Origin of the sequence: Bifidobacterium parmae (genome assembly GCF_002860365.1) — a bacterium.
In the GTDB taxonomy this organism is placed as follows: domain Bacteria; phylum Actinomycetota; class Actinomycetes; order Actinomycetales; family Bifidobacteriaceae; genus Bifidobacterium; species Bifidobacterium parmae.
The window spans coordinates 19,016-36,753 of record NZ_NMWT01000027.1 but is presented as its reverse complement, the minus strand read 5'-3'; the positions used below and the strand labels follow the sequence as shown (position 1 = coordinate 36,753).

14 protein-coding genes are annotated in these 17,738 nt (G+C 68.8%); 4 read left to right on the top strand and 10 right to left on the bottom strand.

All coding sequences use genetic code 11. The features are described 5' to 3' along the window. Positions 1-40 precede the first annotated feature (40 nt). Positions 41-247 (bottom strand): helix-turn-helix domain-containing protein, encoded by a 207-nt coding sequence (locus Uis4E_RS08945; protein WP_101622825.1) that lies wholly within the window; start codon positions 245-247, stop codon positions 41-43. Continuing rightward, positions 248-826 carry a DUF2975 domain-containing protein gene (locus tag Uis4E_RS08940; protein ID WP_101622824.1) on the bottom strand — a complete coding sequence of 193 codons (579 nt, stop codon included), beginning with the start codon at positions 824-826 and terminating at the stop codon, positions 248-250. It lies immediately after the preceding gene. 222 nt (positions 827-1,048) lie between these two features. Between Uis4E_RS08940 and Uis4E_RS08935 the strand changes: the two genes are divergently transcribed. Continuing rightward, positions 1,049-2,419, top strand: coding sequence for a DUF4153 domain-containing protein (locus Uis4E_RS08935; RefSeq protein WP_101622823.1), 1,371 nt, complete (start codon positions 1,049-1,051; stop codon positions 2,417-2,419). 3 nt (positions 2,420-2,422) lie between these two features. On the opposite strand, the gene Uis4E_RS08930 is transcribed toward Uis4E_RS08935, so the two are convergent. From Uis4E_RS08930 to Uis4E_RS08910, 5 genes are all read right to left on the bottom strand, one after another. Beyond that, positions 2,423-3,613, bottom strand: a complete 1,191-nt coding sequence (locus tag Uis4E_RS08930) for an MFS transporter (RefSeq protein WP_165784932.1) — start codon at positions 3,611-3,613, stop codon at positions 2,423-2,425. A gap of 143 nt (positions 3,614-3,756) precedes the next feature. Continuing rightward, complete coding sequence (locus tag Uis4E_RS08925; protein ID WP_101622848.1) at positions 3,757-4,734, bottom strand: ribokinase; 978 nt, start codon at positions 4,732-4,734, stop codon at positions 3,757-3,759. Between the two features lie 661 nt (positions 4,735-5,395). Continuing rightward, entirely contained in the window at positions 5,396-7,684 is a 2,289-nt protein-coding gene (locus Uis4E_RS08920; protein ID WP_101622822.1) for a DNA gyrase/topoisomerase IV subunit B, read from the bottom strand. Positions 7,685-7,725: 41 nt separating this feature from the next. Beyond that, positions 7,726-9,186 (bottom strand): RNA polymerase sigma factor, encoded by a 1,461-nt coding sequence (locus Uis4E_RS08915; protein WP_341476286.1) that lies wholly within the window; start codon positions 9,184-9,186, stop codon positions 7,726-7,728. 114 nt (positions 9,187-9,300) lie between these two features. Beyond that, a complete protein-coding gene (locus Uis4E_RS08910; RefSeq protein ID WP_101622820.1) occupies positions 9,301-10,014 on the bottom strand; it encodes a DUF4192 domain-containing protein in 714 nt (237 codons plus the stop codon). Between the two features lie 186 nt (positions 10,015-10,200). On the opposite strand from Uis4E_RS08910, the gene Uis4E_RS08905 reads away from it, so the two are divergent. Both Uis4E_RS08905 and Uis4E_RS08900 read left to right on the top strand, forming a co-directional pair. Next, on the top strand, positions 10,201-11,298 hold the full coding sequence (locus Uis4E_RS08905; protein ID WP_101622819.1) for a polyprenyl synthetase family protein: 1,098 nt from the start codon (positions 10,201-10,203) through the stop codon (positions 11,296-11,298). Between the two features lie 92 nt (positions 11,299-11,390). Continuing rightward, positions 11,391-13,898 (top strand): protein kinase domain-containing protein, encoded by a 2,508-nt coding sequence (locus Uis4E_RS08900; protein ID WP_101622818.1) that lies wholly within the window; start codon positions 11,391-11,393, stop codon positions 13,896-13,898. 116 nt (positions 13,899-14,014) lie between these two features. Here the strand turns inward: Uis4E_RS08900 and Uis4E_RS08895 are convergent, their stop codons facing one another. Next, positions 14,015-14,719 carry a lysophospholipid acyltransferase family protein gene (locus tag Uis4E_RS08895; RefSeq protein WP_101622817.1) on the bottom strand — a complete coding sequence of 235 codons (705 nt, stop codon included), beginning with the start codon at positions 14,717-14,719 and terminating at the stop codon, positions 14,015-14,017. A gap of 51 nt (positions 14,720-14,770) precedes the next feature. On the opposite strand from Uis4E_RS08895, the gene Uis4E_RS08890 reads away from it, so the two are divergent. Further along, complete coding sequence (locus Uis4E_RS08890; RefSeq protein ID WP_101622816.1) at positions 14,771-15,409, top strand: hypothetical protein; 639 nt, start codon at positions 14,771-14,773, stop codon at positions 15,407-15,409. A gap of 34 nt (positions 15,410-15,443) precedes the next feature. Here the strand turns inward: Uis4E_RS08890 and Uis4E_RS08885 are convergent, their stop codons facing one another. Both Uis4E_RS08885 and Uis4E_RS08880 read right to left on the bottom strand, forming a co-directional pair. Next, positions 15,444-16,781 (bottom strand): ABC transporter substrate-binding protein, encoded by a 1,338-nt coding sequence (locus tag Uis4E_RS08885; RefSeq protein ID WP_101622815.1) that lies wholly within the window; start codon positions 16,779-16,781, stop codon positions 15,444-15,446. Then, entirely contained in the window at positions 16,778-17,737 is a 960-nt protein-coding gene (locus Uis4E_RS08880; protein ID WP_243394499.1) for a carbohydrate ABC transporter permease, read from the bottom strand. Before Uis4E_RS08880 ends, Uis4E_RS08885 begins: the two co-directional genes overlap by 4 nt. Position 17,738: the final 1 nt, after the last annotated feature.

The window sequence follows — 17,738 nt, the reverse complement described above, 5'->3', positions numbered from 1 at the left end:
ACCGCCCGCATCACCGCCGGTCCCGGCCGGCCGGGCCCGGTCAGTCCTCCACGTATTCGAGGATGTCGCCGGGCTGGCAGTCGAGGGCCGTGCAGATCCGGTCGAGCGTGGTGAAGCGTATCGCTTTGGCGCGGCCGTTCTTGAGTACGGATACGTTGACGGGCGTGATGCCGATGCGGTCGGCGAGTTCGCCGACGCTCATCTTGCGTTTGGCGAGCATGACGTCGATGTTCACGCGGATGGCCATTCAGATCACCGCCTCGAGTTCGTCGCGCTGCGCGATGGCGGCTTTGAGCAGGGAGCGCATGACGAGCATGAGCAGGACGAACGCGGCGATGAGCAGCAATGCGACGACGCATGCCGCGCTCATGGCGGCGGCCCCCATCGCGACGTCCGCGGAAGCGCCTTGGGCCGGGTCGTAGTATTCGGCGTGCGCGAGCGAGCCGTAGAGCAGCACGAACAGGACGACCGCTCCTTCGGCGGCGGCGCATGCGGTGATGGCGTCGGTCCATCTCACGGCCCTGCCGGAGAACACGTCGCGCCGTTTGGCGAGCGTGAGCAGCCGCCACAGGGGGATCAGCGCGACCTCGAAGCACAGGATGCCGAGCAGTCCGGCGACGGCGTACGGCCATCGGGCGGAGGCGAGTTCCGGGTATGCGGCGACGATGTCGCCGGAGAGGACGATCACGACGTATTGCCCCCACAGGCAGATCAGTTCGAAGAGGACGATCATCGCCTTGAGCACGGCGATCGCCGTGGGATGGTATTCCTTCCAGACCTGCCCGTCGGGCGCGTCCCGCCCGTCCGATCGATCGGCGCCGGCCATGGCCCCACCACCTTCCATATCACACGCCCGCGCCCTGCTTGGACACGAACGCATCATCACAATCGTCTAACGATAGTAATCTATCGATTTTCGATATGCAAATTCGGTGAAGAATCGTATTTCGATAATCATCTATCGTTTTTCGATAGCTTACGGTGATGGTGAAGCACGACGCAATGACGGACGGCACGCCCGTCGCACGCATCATCGAAGGAGCATGACATGGATCCGCAACCACCCACCACCACGCAACCACCCACCACGCGACCCACGACCGCACGGCCGTCGCCCGTCGCCGCGAAACCCACACCGCGCACCATCCTCACGCTCGCCGTCTCGCTGCTCGTCGTCGTGGCGTTCGACCGTCTCGTCGCCGCGGCGCCGTTCCGGTACGGCTCCCCGTTCATGCCGATCGCCGTCTTCTGGACCGTCTGCGTGGCGGCGACGACCCTGCTGCACTGGAGGACGGCGGCCCGCCGCCCGATGACGTGGTTCGTCGCCGCGGCCGTCGTCGCCTGCTCCGTCTGGACGGCGACGGACATGGCCGGCGCGTTCGCGTCGTACGACGCCACCTACCCGCTCACGATGCTTCTGGCCGTACCGTCGCTGCTCATGCTGCACCTTCAGCTCGTGAACGGCAGGTTCGACGTGTGGCGTCCCGCCGGCGTCGCGTCGCGCTGGCTGACCGGCTGGGCGGTGCAGCCGTTCTCCGGACTGGGCGCGTTCGGCCGCGCCGTCGCCGGTCTCGTCCACGCCGCCCCGGACGGCGGCCGTCGCGCGACGATGCGCCGCATCGGCCTGGCGGCGGCGATCGCCGTGCCGACGATCCTCGTGCTGGGCACGCTGCTGGCGAGCGCCGACATGGTCTTCGCCTACGCGCTCTCCCGTCTCGCCGCGGACGTCGACATGGCGTCGGTCGCCGGGCACACGGCGTTCGTGCTGACCGCGCTCCCGTTCGTGTTCTCGCTGCTCGCGAACCAGGACATGCGCGACGGCGCGCTCGCCGGCCTGTACGGCAGGCGGGTCGCGCTGTCGTTGGACCCGGTGGTGACGGCGATCGTGCTGGGCGCGGTGCTCGCCCTGTACGCCGTGTTCTGCACGGTGCAGTTCGCGTTCCTGTTCGCGGGCGCGGGCCTGCCGGACGGCATGACGTACGCCGAATACGCGCGCGGCGGGTTCTTCCAGCTGCTGCTGGTCGCCGCGATCGATCTGGGCGTGTTCGGCGTCGTGCTCTCCTACGCGCCGCGCACGCGCACGCTGACGGCGATGCTCGTCGCGCTCGTCGCGGCGACGGGCGTGATGCTGGTCTCGGCGGGCGCGCGGCTCGGCCTGTATGTGGGCGCGTACGGGCTCACGTGGCTGAGGTTCGCGTCGCTGACGTTCATCGGCCTGCTGGCCGTGGTGCTCGCGTTGTGTCTCGTGAAGACGGCGACGGTGCGCATGCGCGTGGACCGGCTGCCGTTGGTAGCGACGTGCTTCGCGCTGTCCGTCGTCTGGTATGTCGCGCTCGGATGGTGCGATCCGATGGCGTTGGTCGACGCGTACAACGCGGCCCACGGGTTCGACGCGGCTGGCGTGGCGGCGATGATGTGACCGTCACGCGCGCTTGCGGCGCAGGACCTCGTGCATGACGACCATGAGCGCGAGCAGTACGAACAGGTAGCACGGGTAGAGCGTGATGGACACGTATTGCGCGATGAGGCCGAACACGGGCGGCATGGCGAGCGAGCCGACGTAGGCGCTGGCCATCTGCACGCCGACGATGGCCTGCGAGTTCTCCTCGCCGAAGTAGTCGGGCGTCGAGTGGATGACGCACGGGTAGATGGGCGCGCATCCGAGGCCGATGACGACGAGCCCGGCCACGGTGCCCACGCCGCCGGGGATCGGCAGGGCGACGAGCAGCACGCCGGCGAGGAGCACGCACTGGCCGATGCGGATCATCGTCGGGTCGTCGAAGCGCATGGTGAGGAAGCCGCTCAGCGCGCGGCCCACGGTGATGCCCACGTAGAAGAGGCTCGCGAGCCCGGCCGCCCGGGTCTTGTCCATGCCGACGTGCATCACCATGTAGCTGCTGGCCCACAGGCCCGCGGTCGATTCGATCGCGCAGTAGCAGAAGAACATGATGAGGACCTCCTTGGCGCCGCGGATCGCGAGCACGCCGCGGATGCCGAGCGGTCTGCGCGGCGCGGCGGCCCCGGAGGAGTCGTCGGAGGCCGGGGCGTCCGTCGCCCCCGCTCCCCCGCGGGCCTTCCACAGCGGCAGGCTGAGCACGAGGACCGCGGTGAGCGCGACCTGGAGGATGGCGATGTAGCGGTAGCCCCACGCCCATCCCTGGCCGCCGGCGAGCGCGTAGCCCATCACGTAGGGGCCGAGCGACGCGCCGACGCCCCACATGCAGTGCAGCCAGCTCATGTGGCGGCTTTCGTAGTGGATGGCCACGTAGTTGTTGAGCGCCGCGTCGACGCCGCCCGCGCCCAGACCGTAGGGGATGGCGACGAGGATCAGCGTGGCGTAGTTCGGCGCGATGGAGAAGCCGAACAGCGCGGCGGCGGTGAGTCCCACCGATGCGGCGGTGACGCGTCCGGCGCCGAAGCGCAGCGTCATCCGGTCGCTCATCAGCGCGGAGCAGATGGTGCCCGCGGAGATGACCATCGAGATGCCGCCCGCCCATGAGACGGATGCGCCGAGGTCGCGGCTCATCGTCGGCCATGCGGCGCCGAGCAGGGCGTCGGGCAGGCCGAGCGAGACGAAGGCGACGTAGATGACGGCGAGCAGCAGGTTTGCCATGGTTGTCTCTCCATTGTGGCCATTGCGGCCGCCATGACGGCCGCATCGTTATGTACGTTCGTACATACTAGCGGACGGCGCGGGACAGCGGCCGCCGCGGCACGCGGGAGCACCCCCTGGCCCCATCCCCTGCCGCGGGACCGTTATCTCGCGGAGAAGTAGGCGACCACGTCGGCGGCCGAGCCGAACGACGCCTGCGCGCCGAGACGCGTGGCCGCATAGCCGGCCACGTAGGACGCCATCTGCGCGGATTCGAGCAGCGAATAGCCGGCGGCGAGGCCGGAGAGCACGGTGCCCATGAACGCGTCGCCGCAGCCGGTCGTGTCCTTGGCGGGGACCTTCGCCACGTCGACGCGGTACCAGCGGTAGTTCTCGATGACGACGGACCCCTGGTCGCCGAGCGTGACGATCGCGCGTTCGAACCCGTAGTCGGCGATGCGCGACACCACGTCGTCCCAGTCGCAGCCCGACCAGTCGCCGCCGTCCGGCTCGTCCAGTTCGAGCAGCTGGGCGGCCTCATGCTCGTTGACGAGCAGGATGTCGGTGGAGGTGACGAGCTCGTGCGGCAGTTCGGGCAGGAACGGCGACTCGTTGAGCAGCACGGTCACGCCGTCCGCGTGCGCGGCCTCGGCGGCGGCGATCACCGTGGTCATCGGGCTTTCGAGGCACAGGCCGAGCACGCTCGCGTCGGCGAGCGCGTCGCGGTGCGACTGCACGTAGCCGGCGCTCACCTTGCCGTTCGCGCCCGGCGAGTAGACGATCGTGTTCTCGCCGTCCACGTCCACGGTGATGACGGTGGTGCCGGTCGCGCCCTCGGCGCGCAGGATCTCGCTCGTGTCGACGCCGGCGGCGTCGAGTTCGCCGAGCAGGAAGTCGGCGTTCGGATCGTTGCCGACCGCGCCGTAGATGCAGACGTTGGCGCCGAGACGGGCCGCGGCGGACGCCTGGTTCGCTCCTTTGCCGCCGGGCAGGATGCGCAGCGCCCCGCCGCGCACGGTCTCGCCGGGTTCGGGCAGGCGGCGTGCGGTCACCGTGTAGTCGGCGTTCATCGAGCCGACGACGGCGACCGATCCTTCGGCGCGTTCGAGGCTGAGCAGCCGGTCGCGCACCTCCTGCGGCATGACGGGGCGCATGCCTCCTTCGAGCACGACGGCGGGGATGACGCCCGTCATCACCACCGGTTTCAGGCCGGAGCCGGTGCCGTTGGTGACGATGGCCGGCATGGATTGGGTGACCGACTGGACCACCGACTGGGCCAGCGACGGTTTGGCGGCGCGGGAGGACTGCGCCACGGACTGTTGGACGCCGGCGGGCACCTGCACGACCGGCTGGGTGGCCGTGGGCGCCTGCACGACCAGCGGCTGCGGCTGGGATTGGGTCTGGATGGGCGGGGACGGCACGCCGGCGGCGAGCGCCTCCTGCTCCACCGACTGCACGAGGGAGGCGAGACGCTCCTGGGATTGGATCTTCGACCGTTCGCTCATCGGCGTGACGGGCGGGATGGCCGCCGGCATCGTCTCGGCGGCGGGATGGACGACGGGGATGCGCTCGGTGTCCGCGGGAGGCTCCGTCGCCTGAGCCTGTGTCGCTTCCTCGGACGGTACGATGACGGTGGGGCCGTCATCGGGCATGTCGCCGCTCTCTTCTGCGCTCATCTCGGTATTCACATCGGACAAGCATAGTAGCGGTTGCGCACAAAACACACACATACGAGGGAGCCCGGCTGCAACCTCGTGCAACCGGGCTCCCCGTCCGCTCCCGCCGGCGGCGGGACGGACGCCGTCACGTGTCGATCTTGGAACGGTCGAAGTCGTCGGCGTTCTCGACGATGAACGCCTTGCGCGGCGGCACGTCGTCGCCCATGAGCAGGCTGAAGATCTCGGCCGCCTGGGCGGCGTCCTCCATGCGGATGCGGCGCAGCATGCGCGTGCGCGGATCCATCGTCGTGTCGGCCAGCTGGTCAGCGTCCATCTCGCCCAGACCCTTGTAGCGTTGGATATCCGGGTTGTAGGAGATGTGACGGCGGTCCAGGTCGGCGAGCTTGCCGGCGAGCTCGTCGTCCGAATACGTGTAGATGTATTCGCCCTTGTGCGAGCCGGCGAGCGCGATGCGGTGCAGCGGCGGCACGGCCGCGTACACGTGGCCGTGTTCGATGAGCGGACGCATGTAGCGGTAGAACAGGGTGAGCAGCAGGATGCGGATGTGCGCGCCGTCCACGTCGGCATCGGTCATCATGATGACCTTGTTGTAGCGCGCCTGTTCGATGTCGAAGCTCTGGCCGCTGCCGGCGCCCACCACCTGGATGATGGCCGCGCACTCCTTGTTCGACAGCATCTGCGTGATCGACGCCTTCTGCACGTTGAGGATCTTGCCTCGGATCGGCAGGAGCGCCTGGAAGCCGGAGTTGCGGGCAGCCTTCGCGGTGCCGAGCGCGGAGTCGCCCTCGACGATGAACAGTTCGGCCACGTCGTCGTTGCCCGGCTGGCAGTCGGACAGCTTCGACGGCATCGACGCGGATTCGAGCGCGTTCTTGCGGCGCGTGACCTCCTTGGCCTTGCGCGACTGGACGCGGGCGTGCATCTCGCCGACGATCTTCTCGAGCACGCGCGCCGACTGCTCCTTGTAGCCGCGTTTGGCGCCGGCGATCATCTCGCCGAACTGCTTGTCGGTCATGCGGGTGACGATCGGCTTGACCTGCGCGGTGCCGAGCACGTCCTTGGTCTGCCCCTGGAACTGGGGTTCGGCGATGCGCACGGTGACGACGGCCACGAGTCCGGCCATGATGTCGTCGCGTTCGACGCGCATGTGCTGGTCCTTGAGGTTCACCTTGAGCTTGCGCGCGTTCGCCTCGACGGTCTTGCGCACCTGACGGGTGATCGAGTTCATCAGCCCGTCGACGTGCGTGCCGCCGCCGGGCGTCTCGATGATGTTGACGAAGCTGCGCATCACCGTGTCGTAGCCGTTCACCCACCTGAGGGCGATGTCGACGCCGCAGGTGCGCGTCACGTTCTGCGCGTGCAGCTCGCCGTTCTCGCCGACGGCCTGCGTCTCCTCCTCGTAGGTGCCTTCGCCCTGGATGCGCCAGATGTCGGAGATCGGCTCGCCGTGGGAGAGGAAGTCGACGAAGTCCCTGACGCCGCCGGTGTGGAGGAACTCCTCGACGCGGGCGTGCGTGCGCGCGGCCGCGTCGGCCTGCGCCACGGCGACCGCGTCGGACGGGCCGGCGGCCTCGGACGCGGCGGGCGTGTCGGAGACATCGGGGGCATCGGCGACCGTCTCCGTCTCGGCGGCGACCGCGGTCCCGGCCGTAGCGACGGCGTCGACCTCGCGCATCTCGTCGAGCGACGCGTCGCCCGTCTCGGGCACGTTCTCGTCGACGACGGTGATCTTCAGGCCCGGCACGAGGAAGCTGGTCTGGCGCACGCGGTCGATGAGCTGCTCGTAGGAGAACTCGGCGGTGCTGTTGAAGATCTCCTTGTCCGCCCAGTAGCGGATGCGCGTGCCGGTGCGCTTGGCGGGCACCTTGCCGACGATCTCCAATTCGGTGGGCCGGTTCTTGCGCGTGCGCTTGAACGGCGAGTCCGGCGACGGGTTCGCCGGGTCGGCGTCCGCGTACACGCCCGGGTGCCCCTGGTGGAACGACATGTGGTGCGTGAGCCCGTCGCGGTCCACCCACACGTCGAGACGGGAGCTCAACGCGTTGACGACCGACGAGCCGACGCCGTGCAGGCCGCCGACCGCGTTGTACGAGGAGTTGCCGAACTTCGCGCCGGCGTGCAGCTTGGTGAGCACGACCTCCACGCCGGTGAGCTTCGTCTTCGGCTCCTTGTCGACCGGGATGCCGCGGCCGTCGTCCGCCACCTCGATCGATCCGTCGGTGTGCAGCGTCACGACGATGTTCGTGCAGAACCCGGCCAACGCCTCGTCGACGGAGTTGTCGATGATCTCCCACAGGCAGTGCATGAGGCCCTGCGAGTCGGTGGTGCCGATGTACATGCCCGGGCGTTTGCGCACCGCGTCCAGGCCCTCAAGGACGGCCAGGTCCTTGGCGCCGTATTCCTCTTTCGCCATAATCCCCTAGTGTTGAACGATGGTTGGTCGGCGGCCGCCGATCACTGATCCAGGAAGTCGCGCAGCGTCTGCGAACGGGACGGGTGGCGCAGCTTCGACATGGTCTTCGACTCGATCTGGCGGATGCGTTCGCGGGTCACGCCGTACACGCGGCCGATGTCGTCGAGGGTCTTCGGCTGGCCGTCCTCGAGGCCGTAGCGCATCTTGATGACGCCGGACTCGCGCGGCGACAGGGTCTCGAGCACGCTCTTGAACTGCTCCTGGAGCAGCGAGAACGCGACCGCGTCGGACGGGGCGATGGCGTCGGTGTCCTCGATGAGGTCGCCGAACTCGGAGTCGCCGTCCTCGCCGAGCGGGGTGTGCAGCGAAATCGGCTCGCGGCCGTACTTCTGCACCTCCTGCACCTTCTCGACCGGCATGTCGAGCTCGCGCGCCAGCTCGTCGGGCGTGGGCTCGCGGCCGAGATCCTGCAGCATCTGGCGCTGCACGCGGGACAGCTTGTTGATGACCTCCACCATGTGCACGGGCACGCGGATGGTGCGCGCCTGGTCGGCCATGGCGCGGGTGATGGCCTGGCGGATCCACCAGGTCGCGTACGTGGAGAACTTGAAGCCCTTCTTCCAGTCGAACTTCTCGACGGCGCGGATCAGGCCCAGGTTGCCTTCCTGGATGAGGTCGAGGAAGAGCATGCCGCGGCCGGTGTAGCGCTTGGCGAGGGAGACGACGAGTCGCAGGTTGGCCTCGAGCAGGTGGTCCTTGGCCTTCTTGCCGTCGTTCGCCGCCCACTTGAGCTCGCGCTTGCGCTTGAAGTCCATCGTGTCGCCCTCGGTGTCCAGCAGGTGCTGGGCGTACAGGCCGGCCTCGATGCGCTCGGACAGGTCGACCTCCTGCTCGGCGTTCAGCAGGTTGACGCGGCCGATCTGCTTGAGGTAGTCCTTGACCGGGTCGGCGGTGGCGCCCGCGGTGATCACGCGGCGCTTCGGGTTGCCGACCTTGCCGCCGCGGCGGCGCGGACGCGGCTCGTAGTCGTCATCGTCGTCGCGCACGACGAAGGCGCCCTTCTGCTTGGGCTCCTCCGCCTCGGCGGGCTTGTCGTCATCATCGTCGTCATCGGAGTCGTCGTCATCGTCGAGGTCGTCGTCGGAGTCCTCGTCGTCCGCGTCGTCCGACTCGTCGTCGACGTCGTCGCCGTCGATGTCCTCGTCGAGGTCGTCGAGGTCGTCGACGTCGAGATCGTCCTTCTCGTCGTCCAGCTCGTCGACCTCGTCCGCCTCGACCGGCTTCGCCGGCTCGTCCTTCTTCCTGCGCGGACGCTTCGCGGCGGCCTTGCGTGCCGTGGTCTTCGTGGCCGTCTTCTTCGCGGCCGTCCTGCGCGCGGTGCTGGCTTTCTTGGCGGCGGCGGGCTTCGTGTCCTTGGTGTCCTCGGTCTTGTCGCCGGCCGTCGTGCTCTTGGTAGCCAAACTGTTCCTCCTCGCGGTTCCTCGCCCCGCCTCATATACCACAAGGGCACACTTCTGGCAAGGGCAAATCGTCAACTATGTGAGTAAACCACCCCATAGGGACGATTATTCCCGTCGCGAAGAAACCCGCGCGCCCGGACGCGCCGCGGCGGCCGCTCAGGCGCAGCTGCACGCCGGTCCCAGACCGCGTTCCGACGCGCCCAGCACGATCGCCGCCAGCGTGCAGCCCTCGTCGGCGGCGAGTGAGCGCAGCGCGTAGACGGGGGCGCGGCAGTCGCCCAACCACCACAGGATGTAGGCGATCGCGGCGAACGGCTGCGCCGTCATCGTCAGCGGCATCAGGCACGCCATGGCGGAGAACATGGTGATCCCCGCCTGGCAGCGGCCCATGTCCGGCCCGTCGTCGCTCTCGAACGCCGCGGTCATCAGGTCGCGCACCAGCGCGGAGACGGGAGGCGTGCGCGGACGCGACAGGATCGTCATCAGCATGTCCCTGTCGCAGGCCGCCCGGTCGACGATCAGCGAGAGGATCAGCGCGTCGCGCATCGCCAGCACCTCGTGCATGCCGACGGCGATCGTGGCCATCGTCTCCTCGTCGAGGTCGACGCGGCCGTGGTCGATGTTGTCGAGCCACTCGTCGAGCGGACCGTCCATCCACTCGTTGTTGCCCGATTCGGGGCCGCGTTCGCGCCGGTCGGCGCGCAGGCGCCCCACGAGCCCGTCGATCACGTCGGCGTCGAGCTCGTCGAGCCCTTCGAGGAACTCGCGGCACTCGTCCGGGCTGTCGGCGTGCACGGGCCGCTGCCCCTTCCCCCCGGGGCCGGGCGGATCGGGCGGGTTCGCGTTACGGGTGCGTCGGTGCTTCGTCATGGCATCCTCCTTGATGGTCGTTCGATGGTCGTTGCCGTCACGGCCGGGGGTTCCGCGGCCGTGATGCCAGTATGACGGCCGGGCCCCGCCGCGCGCACGCTCCGCGGCCAATGTGGTCAGTACCCCGCGAGGCCTTGGAACCATTGGGTTCTTGTGTTCGGCGCGCATTGTGGATAACTTAGAGGCATGTGTTTGAGAGACGTTGACCGTTCCCTGATCGAACCGCGTATCGCCGCCCTGGTGGCCGAACGGGCGGGCGTGCCCGCCGAAGGCGCCGCCGCGGCCGGCTCCCCCATCCCCGCCGCATGCCGGTCGATGATGGACGCGGTCGTGCGCCAGGGCGTGACCTCCAGCGAAGGCGGCAAGCGTCTGCGCGCGCTGCTCGCCCTCGCCGCGTACGACGCATTCGACGGGGATCCCGCCGCCCGCGACGCGATGGTGGACATGGCGTGCGCGATCGAGGTGTTCCAGACGGCGGCGCTCGTCCACGACGACATCATCGACGACTCCGATCTGCGCCGCGGCAAGCCGAGCGCGCACCGGGCGCTGGAGGCCCGCACCGGCGACGCGGCGATCGGCCGCGGCCTCGGCCTCATGCTCGGCGACCTGCTCGCCACCGCCTGCGTCGACATCGCCAACAGCGCGGCCGCACGGCTCGAGAACCCGTCCGCGCTGGTCTCCGCGTTCCTCACCATGCAGCGCGAGGTGGAGATCGGACAGGTGCTCGACCTCGCCGTCGAACAGGCGCCGCTGGCCGACCCGCGGGCACTCGCCGAGGCGTCGCTCGGCGTGTTCCGCTGGAAGACGGCCAGCTACACGACGATCGCGCCGCTCGAACTCGCCCTGCTCGCCGCCGGCGACGCCCCGGCGGACGCGCGCGCGAAGGCGCTCGCCGTGGGCGTGCCGCTGGGCCTCGCGTTCCAGCTGGAGGACGATCTGATCGACGTGGTCGGATCGAGCCGCACCAGCGGCAAGCCGGTGGGCGGCGACATCCGCGAGGGCAAGCGCACGGTGCTGCTCGCCGACGCGCTCGAAGCCGCGTCCGCGGCGGAACGCGCCGAACTCGTCGCCATGTTCTCCGCCCCCGCGCGCGACGAGGCGGACGTGCGCCGCGCGATCGGCCTGTTCGCCTCCACCGGCGCCGTGGACCGCTCCCACGAACGCATCGCCCGGCTATGGACGCGCTCGCTCGAAGCGATCGACGCGCTCGGCCTCGAAGCGGACGCGCGCAGGCGCCTCGCGGACGCGTGCGCGCGTTTCGTGCCGGACGTGGCCAAACGCTAGAGTGGAACGGCAGGGATGCCCGCGGCGGAACGTCGCGGCGGAACGCATCCCGGTGATTTTCGTGAGTGACGTAAGGACACGGACGCAACCCCATGAGTGAAGCCGCAAACACCCCCGTAGGCCAGGTGATCGAAGGCCGCTACCGCATCGTGCGCCGGATCGCGCAGGGCGGCATGGCGACGGTGTACGAGGCGCAGGACGAGCGGCTCGGACGCACGGTGGCCGTCAAGATGATGCACGCGCAGCTCGCCGAGGGACCGCACCGCGACCAGTTCCTCGAACGCTTCCGCCGCGAGGCGAGGTCCGCGGCGCGCATCGCCAACCCGCATGTCGTGCAGGTGTACGACGCCGGCGAATCCGACGGACGCGCCTACCTCGTCATGGAGTACGTGCACGGCGTGAACCTGCGCCACGAGATGAACGGGCAGGGCGTGTTCAGCGTGCGCCAGACGCTGCGCGTCGTCGCCGAGACGCTCGACGGCCTGTCCAGCGCGCATCAGGTGAACGTCGTGCACCGCGACATCAAACCCGAGAACATCATGCTCAACGACCGCGGCCGCGTGCAGATCACCGACTTCGGTCTCGCGAAGGCCACCTCGCAGGCGACGCTCTCCTCCACCGGCATGCTGCTCGGCACCGCCGCCTACCTGCCGCCCGAGACCATCGAACGCAACGAGGCGACGCCGCAGGGCGACCTGTACGCGGTCGGCATCATGGCGTGGGAGATGCTCGTCGGCCACGTGCCGTTCATCTCCGACAATCCCGTCACGCTCGTCTTCAAGCACGTCCACGAGGACGTGCCGTCCCTCACCGTGCCCTGCCCCGGCATCGACCCGGCGGTCGCACGGTTCGTCGCGCACCTGACCGCACGCGCCATCGACGCGCGTCCCGCCGACGCGACCGCCGCGGCGGCGGAACTGCGCGACGTGATGCGCGGGCTCTCGGTGGAGGCATGGCAGTATCGGCGACCGGCCGAAACGGACGCGACGGCGCACGACGCGGACCGCACGGCCGGCGCGGTCGGCGCACGGCTCGCCGGGGCGGGGTTGCCGCCCGCGCCCCCGGCGACGCCGCAGCCGCCGACGCCGCCCGAAACGGAACCCGCCCCGCGTGACGCGGCGACGCATGATGCATCGGATTCCGGCACGACCGACTCACGGACGACCGTCCTGCCGCAGGAAGCGACGCCCCCCGCGCAGGCCGCGGAAACCGAGACGCTGCCGCCGACCACCGCCATCGAGGCGGGCGCGACGCAGGTGCTCGCGCCCATGCCCGAGCCGAAGGAGACGCAGGCGCTCAGCCTGCTCGACTTCGCGGACGAATCCACGCTGACCGGGCAACGCCCCATAACCGATGCGGCGCCGCGCACCGTGGAATCCGACCCCGCCATGCCGCCCGCCGTTGCGACACCCGACGCGGCGGCGTCGAACGCCGCAACCGTCGCCCTGCAGCCGGTCAAAGGCGACGTGCGGACGAACGCGGCCGCGGCGCCGCGTCCCACCACCTCGCTCGCAAACGGTTTCGGCGCGAAGGCGGCGCCGCCGCAGCACCTCGCCGCCGAACCGACGGCGCAGGCCGCCGCGCCCGGCGCGACGACGCCGCGCAAACGCCACGGCAAGGCCATCATCATCACGATCGCCGTGCTGCTCACCGTCGCGCTCGCGGCGGGCGGCGGCGGCGCATGGTGGTACTACCGCGGCCCGGGCAGCTATTGGGAACTGCCGAAACCGGACGACGTGGCCTGCGAGACGGACCGCGCGTGCACGCTGGAAGGCGCCGCATGGAAGGCGTACGAGAGCACGCTCAAGGTGACGGGCATCCCGTACAAGACGTCGACCGCGTACAGCGACACCGTCGAGGAGGGGCATATCGTGCTCGCCACGCTGGACGGCAAGAACGCCCAGGTGGCCGCGCACGTGAGCAAACGCCACACGCCCACCCTGCGCGTCGTCGTGTCCCGCGGCGTCAGGATGGCCACCATCCCCGCGGACATCCTCGACCCGAACACCGACAACGGCAAGGCGCCGCTCGACGCGTTGAAGAAGGCCGGATTCACGAACGTGAAGCACGACCAGTCGAAGGACGTGTACTCGGAGACCCTGCCCGAAGGCGCGACCCTGAGCATCTCCCCCGACCCGGGCACCACGCTCAAGCACAACGCGGAGATCGACGTGGCCCTGTCGAAGGGCCCGATGCCCGTCACCATGCCCGACATCGTGGGCCGCACGAAGGACGAGGCCGCCACCGCGCTCGACGACCTCAAACTCAAGGCGAACTGGAGCGAGGAGTACAGCGACACGATCGAGTCCGGCAAAGTGATCTCCTCGTCCGTCGCGAAGGACACGCAGCTGCATTGGGGCGACTCGGTGGACGTGGTCGTCTCGAAGGGCCCGGAGATGGTGACCATCCCCGACGTGCGCGGCAAGACCTACGACGAGGCGTCCAAGACGCTGGAGGCGCTCGGACTGCAGGTGAAGAAGTCGGCGCCGCTCGGCGACGTGACGCACACGGTGCGCCTGCAGAGCCCCGACCCCGGCCAGCAGGTGCGCGTGCGCGACGAGAAGGGCAACAAGACGGTCGTCACGCTCACCGTGGTGTGAGTCGACGAGAGGGGCGGTTCATCGCAACGACATTGCGATGAACCGCCCCTCTTCTATGCCCCCCCTCAGTCGTTCTACGGACGACTGAGGGTTCTTTCGGCGCAGACGAACGTCCGTCACGCGGCGGCCGATTCGGCCTCTTTCCTGGCCTTGAGCTCGGCCTTGATCTTCTGCGCGTATTCGGGCACGTACTCCTGACCGCTGAGCTTCTGGATCTCGGCGGTCAGATGGTCGGTGAGCGCGCGCAGGTCGTCGTGCGTGATCTCGTCGGCCGGCTTCCGCTCCACGTGGATCGGCTTGCCGTAGATCACCTGCGTCCTGCCCTTCTTCGGAATCGACGTGCCGATCGGCTGGAGCTTGTCGGAGCCGATGAGCGCGGTCGGCACGATCGGGCAGCCGGTCTCGAGCGCGAGACGCGCCACGCCCGTATGACCCTTGTACAGGCGGCCGTCGGGGCTGCGCGTGCCCTCGATGTGGATGCCGAACAGGTGGCCGTCCTCGATGATCTCACGCGCGTGCTCGAGCGCGCCCAGCGACTTGTTGCCGCCGGAACGGTCGACAGGGAACACGCCCACGGACGTGAACCACCACTTCTTGAACTTGCCCTTGATGCCCTTGCCCTCGAAGTACTCGGCCTTGCCCATGAAATGCACCATGCGCGGGCAGGTGATCGGGATGAGCGCGTCGTCGATGACCGCCAGATGGTTGGCGGCGATGATCGCGCCGCCCTTGCGCGGGATGTTCTCCAGCCCCCTGGCCGTGGGGCCGAGACGGCGGCGCGCGATGGGACCGAACACTTTGACGAAGAACCAGTAGAGCACTTGGCGTTTCCCTCCCCGCGCAGACCCTGGCCGCGCATTAGAGTGGTATGTATGACTGAACTCAACAATACCAACGCTGACGACGAGCGCACAAACCCCGCTCCGGATGGCGACGGGAAGACGGCGAAGACGCCGTCCGGCGCCGGACGCGACGACGCGGCGAAGCCCGATCTGGGCAATCTCGACGCGGCGTGGGCGGCGTTCGAGGCGGAGCACAAGGACGAGCTCAGGTCGGTGGCGTCGTCGCGCAACGCGAAACGCTTCGAGAAGCACGCCGAACGCCGCGAGAAGGAACGGCTCATCGACATCGACGACCTGAAACCCGACGCGTTCTCCCGCACGGGCGCCAGCCACGGCCCGCGCGATTTCACCGGCTCCAGCTGGCTCGACACCGACCGGGTGATGGACGCCTACGATGACGGCGGCTTCACTCCCCCGAACCCCGAAATCGGCCCGGTGAAGCGCTCGACCCTCGTGTGCTGGATCCTGCTCGCCGTCGGGCTCGTCGGCTCGATCGCCACGATGTTCATCCCCGGCATCGGGTCGGTGCCGTTCCTCGGATGGCTGCTGAGCTTCGCGTTCAGCATGTGCACGATCATCGGTCTCGGCGGGCTCATCGGCAAGCTGCTGACCCGCCGCCGCCAGACCGGCGACCGCGGCGGCTATTTCGACGACGGCGCGCGCGTCTGAGCGGACGTTCCGCCACGGCCGTGCGAGCGTACGGTCACGAGTTGAAGTCGATGGACTCCTGCAGTTCGGCGATCATCGCGCGCGCCGCGTCGGACGCCGTGCGTTTGCCGAAGACGACATCCTGCTGGTAGCGCACGATGGTCTTGTCGAGGTCGGAGGCCCCGTTCGGCGTGATCGCCGGCGGATCGCCCAACGTGGGGCGGACGACGTCGACGAAGTCGAGCGCCGTGCGGTCGGTGCCGGTCGCCTTCGCGGCGAGGTCCCTGCGGATGGCGTCGTTGGACGGGATGCCGCGCTCGGTGCCGAGGATCCGCCCGGCCGTCGCGTCGTTGAGCAGATAGTCGACGAGCATCGCCGCCTCGGCCGGATGGCGCGACTGCGAGGAGATCGCCCAGTACATGCCGGGCTTGAGGTACATCGCCTTCACGCCCGGATCGTCCTGGGGCAGGGGGACGAGCGTCATGTCGTCGGTGCCGGCGGCCTGGGCGTACGGGGTGATCTGCGTGGACTGGGTGAGCATCATCGCCTGCCGTCCTTTGCCGAAGTCGCTGTCGTTCATGGCGGCCGCCGTGTTCTCGCTCCAGCGTTCGGCGCTGCCCTCGATGCCGTTCGCGGCCCAGTCGGCCGGCAGCTGGAGGAAGGACGCCAGCGTCTTGGCCGAGATGGCGACGCGGTTCCCCTCGAACAGGCGCTCGCCGTGCTGGCGCGCCCACAGTTGCAGGCCGAACCCGTTATTGGGGGCTATGGCGCCGATGTCCTTGCCGCCGGAGCGTTCGGTGACCTGCTTCGCGAAGTCGGCGAACTCGTCCCAGGTCCAATGGGAGGTGTCGGGCAGGGTGAGGCCGAGCCTGTCGAGCACGTCGTCGTTGACGATGACGCCGTATTGGGTGGTGGTCATCGGCGCCGCGACCTGTCTGCCCTCGACCTGCCCCATCCGTTTCAGCGAGGCGTCCATGCCGTCGAGACGGAGATAGTCCGAGGCCTTGCCGAGGTCGAGCAGGGAGCCCATCGAACCGTAGAAGGCGAGGTAGAGCTCGTCCATCTGCATGACGTCCGGCGCGTTGCCTCCGGCCGATTGGACGGCGAGCTTGTCCCAGTATCCGGTCCAATCGGAGTATTCCGTGTCGACGTGGATGCGGGGATGCTCCTTCTCGAAGGCCCTGACGGCCTGCTCGGTGGCCTTGACGCGGGCGTCGCCGCCCCACCAGTCGAGCCTGATGGTCACATCGCCGTCCGCCGGCTCGACCGGCACGTCGGACGCGCCGACCGAGCCGCCGCACGCGGCGGTCGCGCACAGGGACAGGGCCGCCAGTACGGCCGCCGCGAGCCGCGCGCCTTTCCTCCACATCCTCCACAACCGTGTCATCATCATTTGCCTCCCGTGGTGGCGATGCCCTGGACCAGATACCGCTGCCCGAACGTGAACACGAGGAACAGCGGGATGAGACTCACCACGCTCATCGCGAACATCGGGCCGTAGCTGGATTGGGACTGCGAGTCGATGAACGTGCGCAGGGCGATCGGCACGGTCATCATGTCGGGCTTGGTGAGGTAGAGCAGCTGGGTGAAGAAGTCGTTCCACGTCCAGATGAACGTGAACACGGCGCAGGTGCCGATGGCGGGCTTCATCAGCGGCAGCAGGATCTGGAAGAAGATGCGCGCGTGCCCGGCGCCGTCGATCTGCGCCGCCTCGTCGAGATCGCGCGGCAGCCCGCGCAGGAACTGGTAGAACAGGAACGTGAAGAACCCGTCCATGGCGAGGAACTTGGGCACGATGAGCGGCACGAACGTGTTGATCATGTGCAGCGAGTTCCACATGATGTACTGCGGGATGATGACCACGTGGATCGGGATCATGAGCATGAGCAGCATGAAGCCGAACAGCGGCCCGCGGAACCGGAAGTCGAGTCGCGCGAACGCGTAGGCGGCCATCGAGCAGGTGAGGATGTTGCCGACGATCGCGAACACGACGATGATCAGCGAGTTGAGGACGTACCGGCCGAACGGGTGGCTGAGCGCGTTCCATCCGGCTACGTAGTTCTCCCACAGCGGGTGGGTGACGACGAGGCCCATGTTCGTGAAGATCTCGTTCTGCGGACGCAGCGAGCTCGCGACCATCCACAGGATCGGGTAGAGCATGACGACCGCGAGCAGCAGCACGACGATCTGCTTCGCGACGGCCGCGACCACGCGCACCGCTCCCCTGCCCCGGTCCGGCATCATGCCTTCGCCCGATCCGAGATCGGCGTACGCCGCCGCCTCGCCGTCGTGCGCGGCCCCGCCGGACGTCCTGTCGGTTGCCTTGTCGGCCATCTTGTCGGTTGCCATA

Excerpts from the sequence above, each read along its gene's own strand:
- Uis4E_RS08930 (WP_165784932.1), bottom strand. The coding sequence starts at position 3,613 with ATGGCAAACCTGCTGCTCGCCGTCATCTACGTCGCCTTCGTCTCGCTC.
- Uis4E_RS08905 (WP_101622819.1), top strand. The coding sequence starts at position 10,201 with ATGTGTTTGAGAGACGTTGACCGTTCCCTGATCGAACCGCGTATCGCC.
- Uis4E_RS08945 (WP_101622825.1), bottom strand. The coding sequence starts at position 247 with ATGGCCATCCGCGTGAACATCGACGTCATGCTCGCCAAACGCAAGATG.
- Uis4E_RS08925 (WP_101622848.1), bottom strand. The coding sequence starts at position 4,734 with ATGCCGCAGGAGGTGCGCGACCGGCTGCTCAGCCTCGAACGCGCCGAA.
- Uis4E_RS08880 (WP_243394499.1), bottom strand. The coding sequence starts at position 17,737 with ATGGCAACCGACAAGATGGCCGACAAGGCAACCGACAGGACGTCCGGC.
- Uis4E_RS08920 (WP_101622822.1), bottom strand. The coding sequence starts at position 7,684 with ATGGCGAAAGAGGAATACGGCGCCAAGGACCTGGCCGTCCTTGAGGGC.
- Uis4E_RS08885 (WP_101622815.1), bottom strand. The coding sequence starts at position 16,781 with ATGATGATGACACGGTTGTGGAGGATGTGGAGGAAAGGCGCGCGGCTC.
- Uis4E_RS08935 (WP_101622823.1), top strand. The coding sequence starts at position 1,049 with ATGGATCCGCAACCACCCACCACCACGCAACCACCCACCACGCGACCC.
- Uis4E_RS08940 (WP_101622824.1), bottom strand. The coding sequence starts at position 826 with ATGGCCGGCGCCGATCGATCGGACGGGCGGGACGCGCCCGACGGGCAG.
- Uis4E_RS08910 (WP_101622820.1), bottom strand. The coding sequence starts at position 10,014 with ATGACGAAGCACCGACGCACCCGTAACGCGAACCCGCCCGATCCGCCC.
- Uis4E_RS08900 (WP_101622818.1), top strand. The coding sequence starts at position 11,391 with ATGAGTGAAGCCGCAAACACCCCCGTAGGCCAGGTGATCGAAGGCCGC.
- Uis4E_RS08890 (WP_101622816.1), top strand. The coding sequence starts at position 14,771 with ATGACTGAACTCAACAATACCAACGCTGACGACGAGCGCACAAACCCC.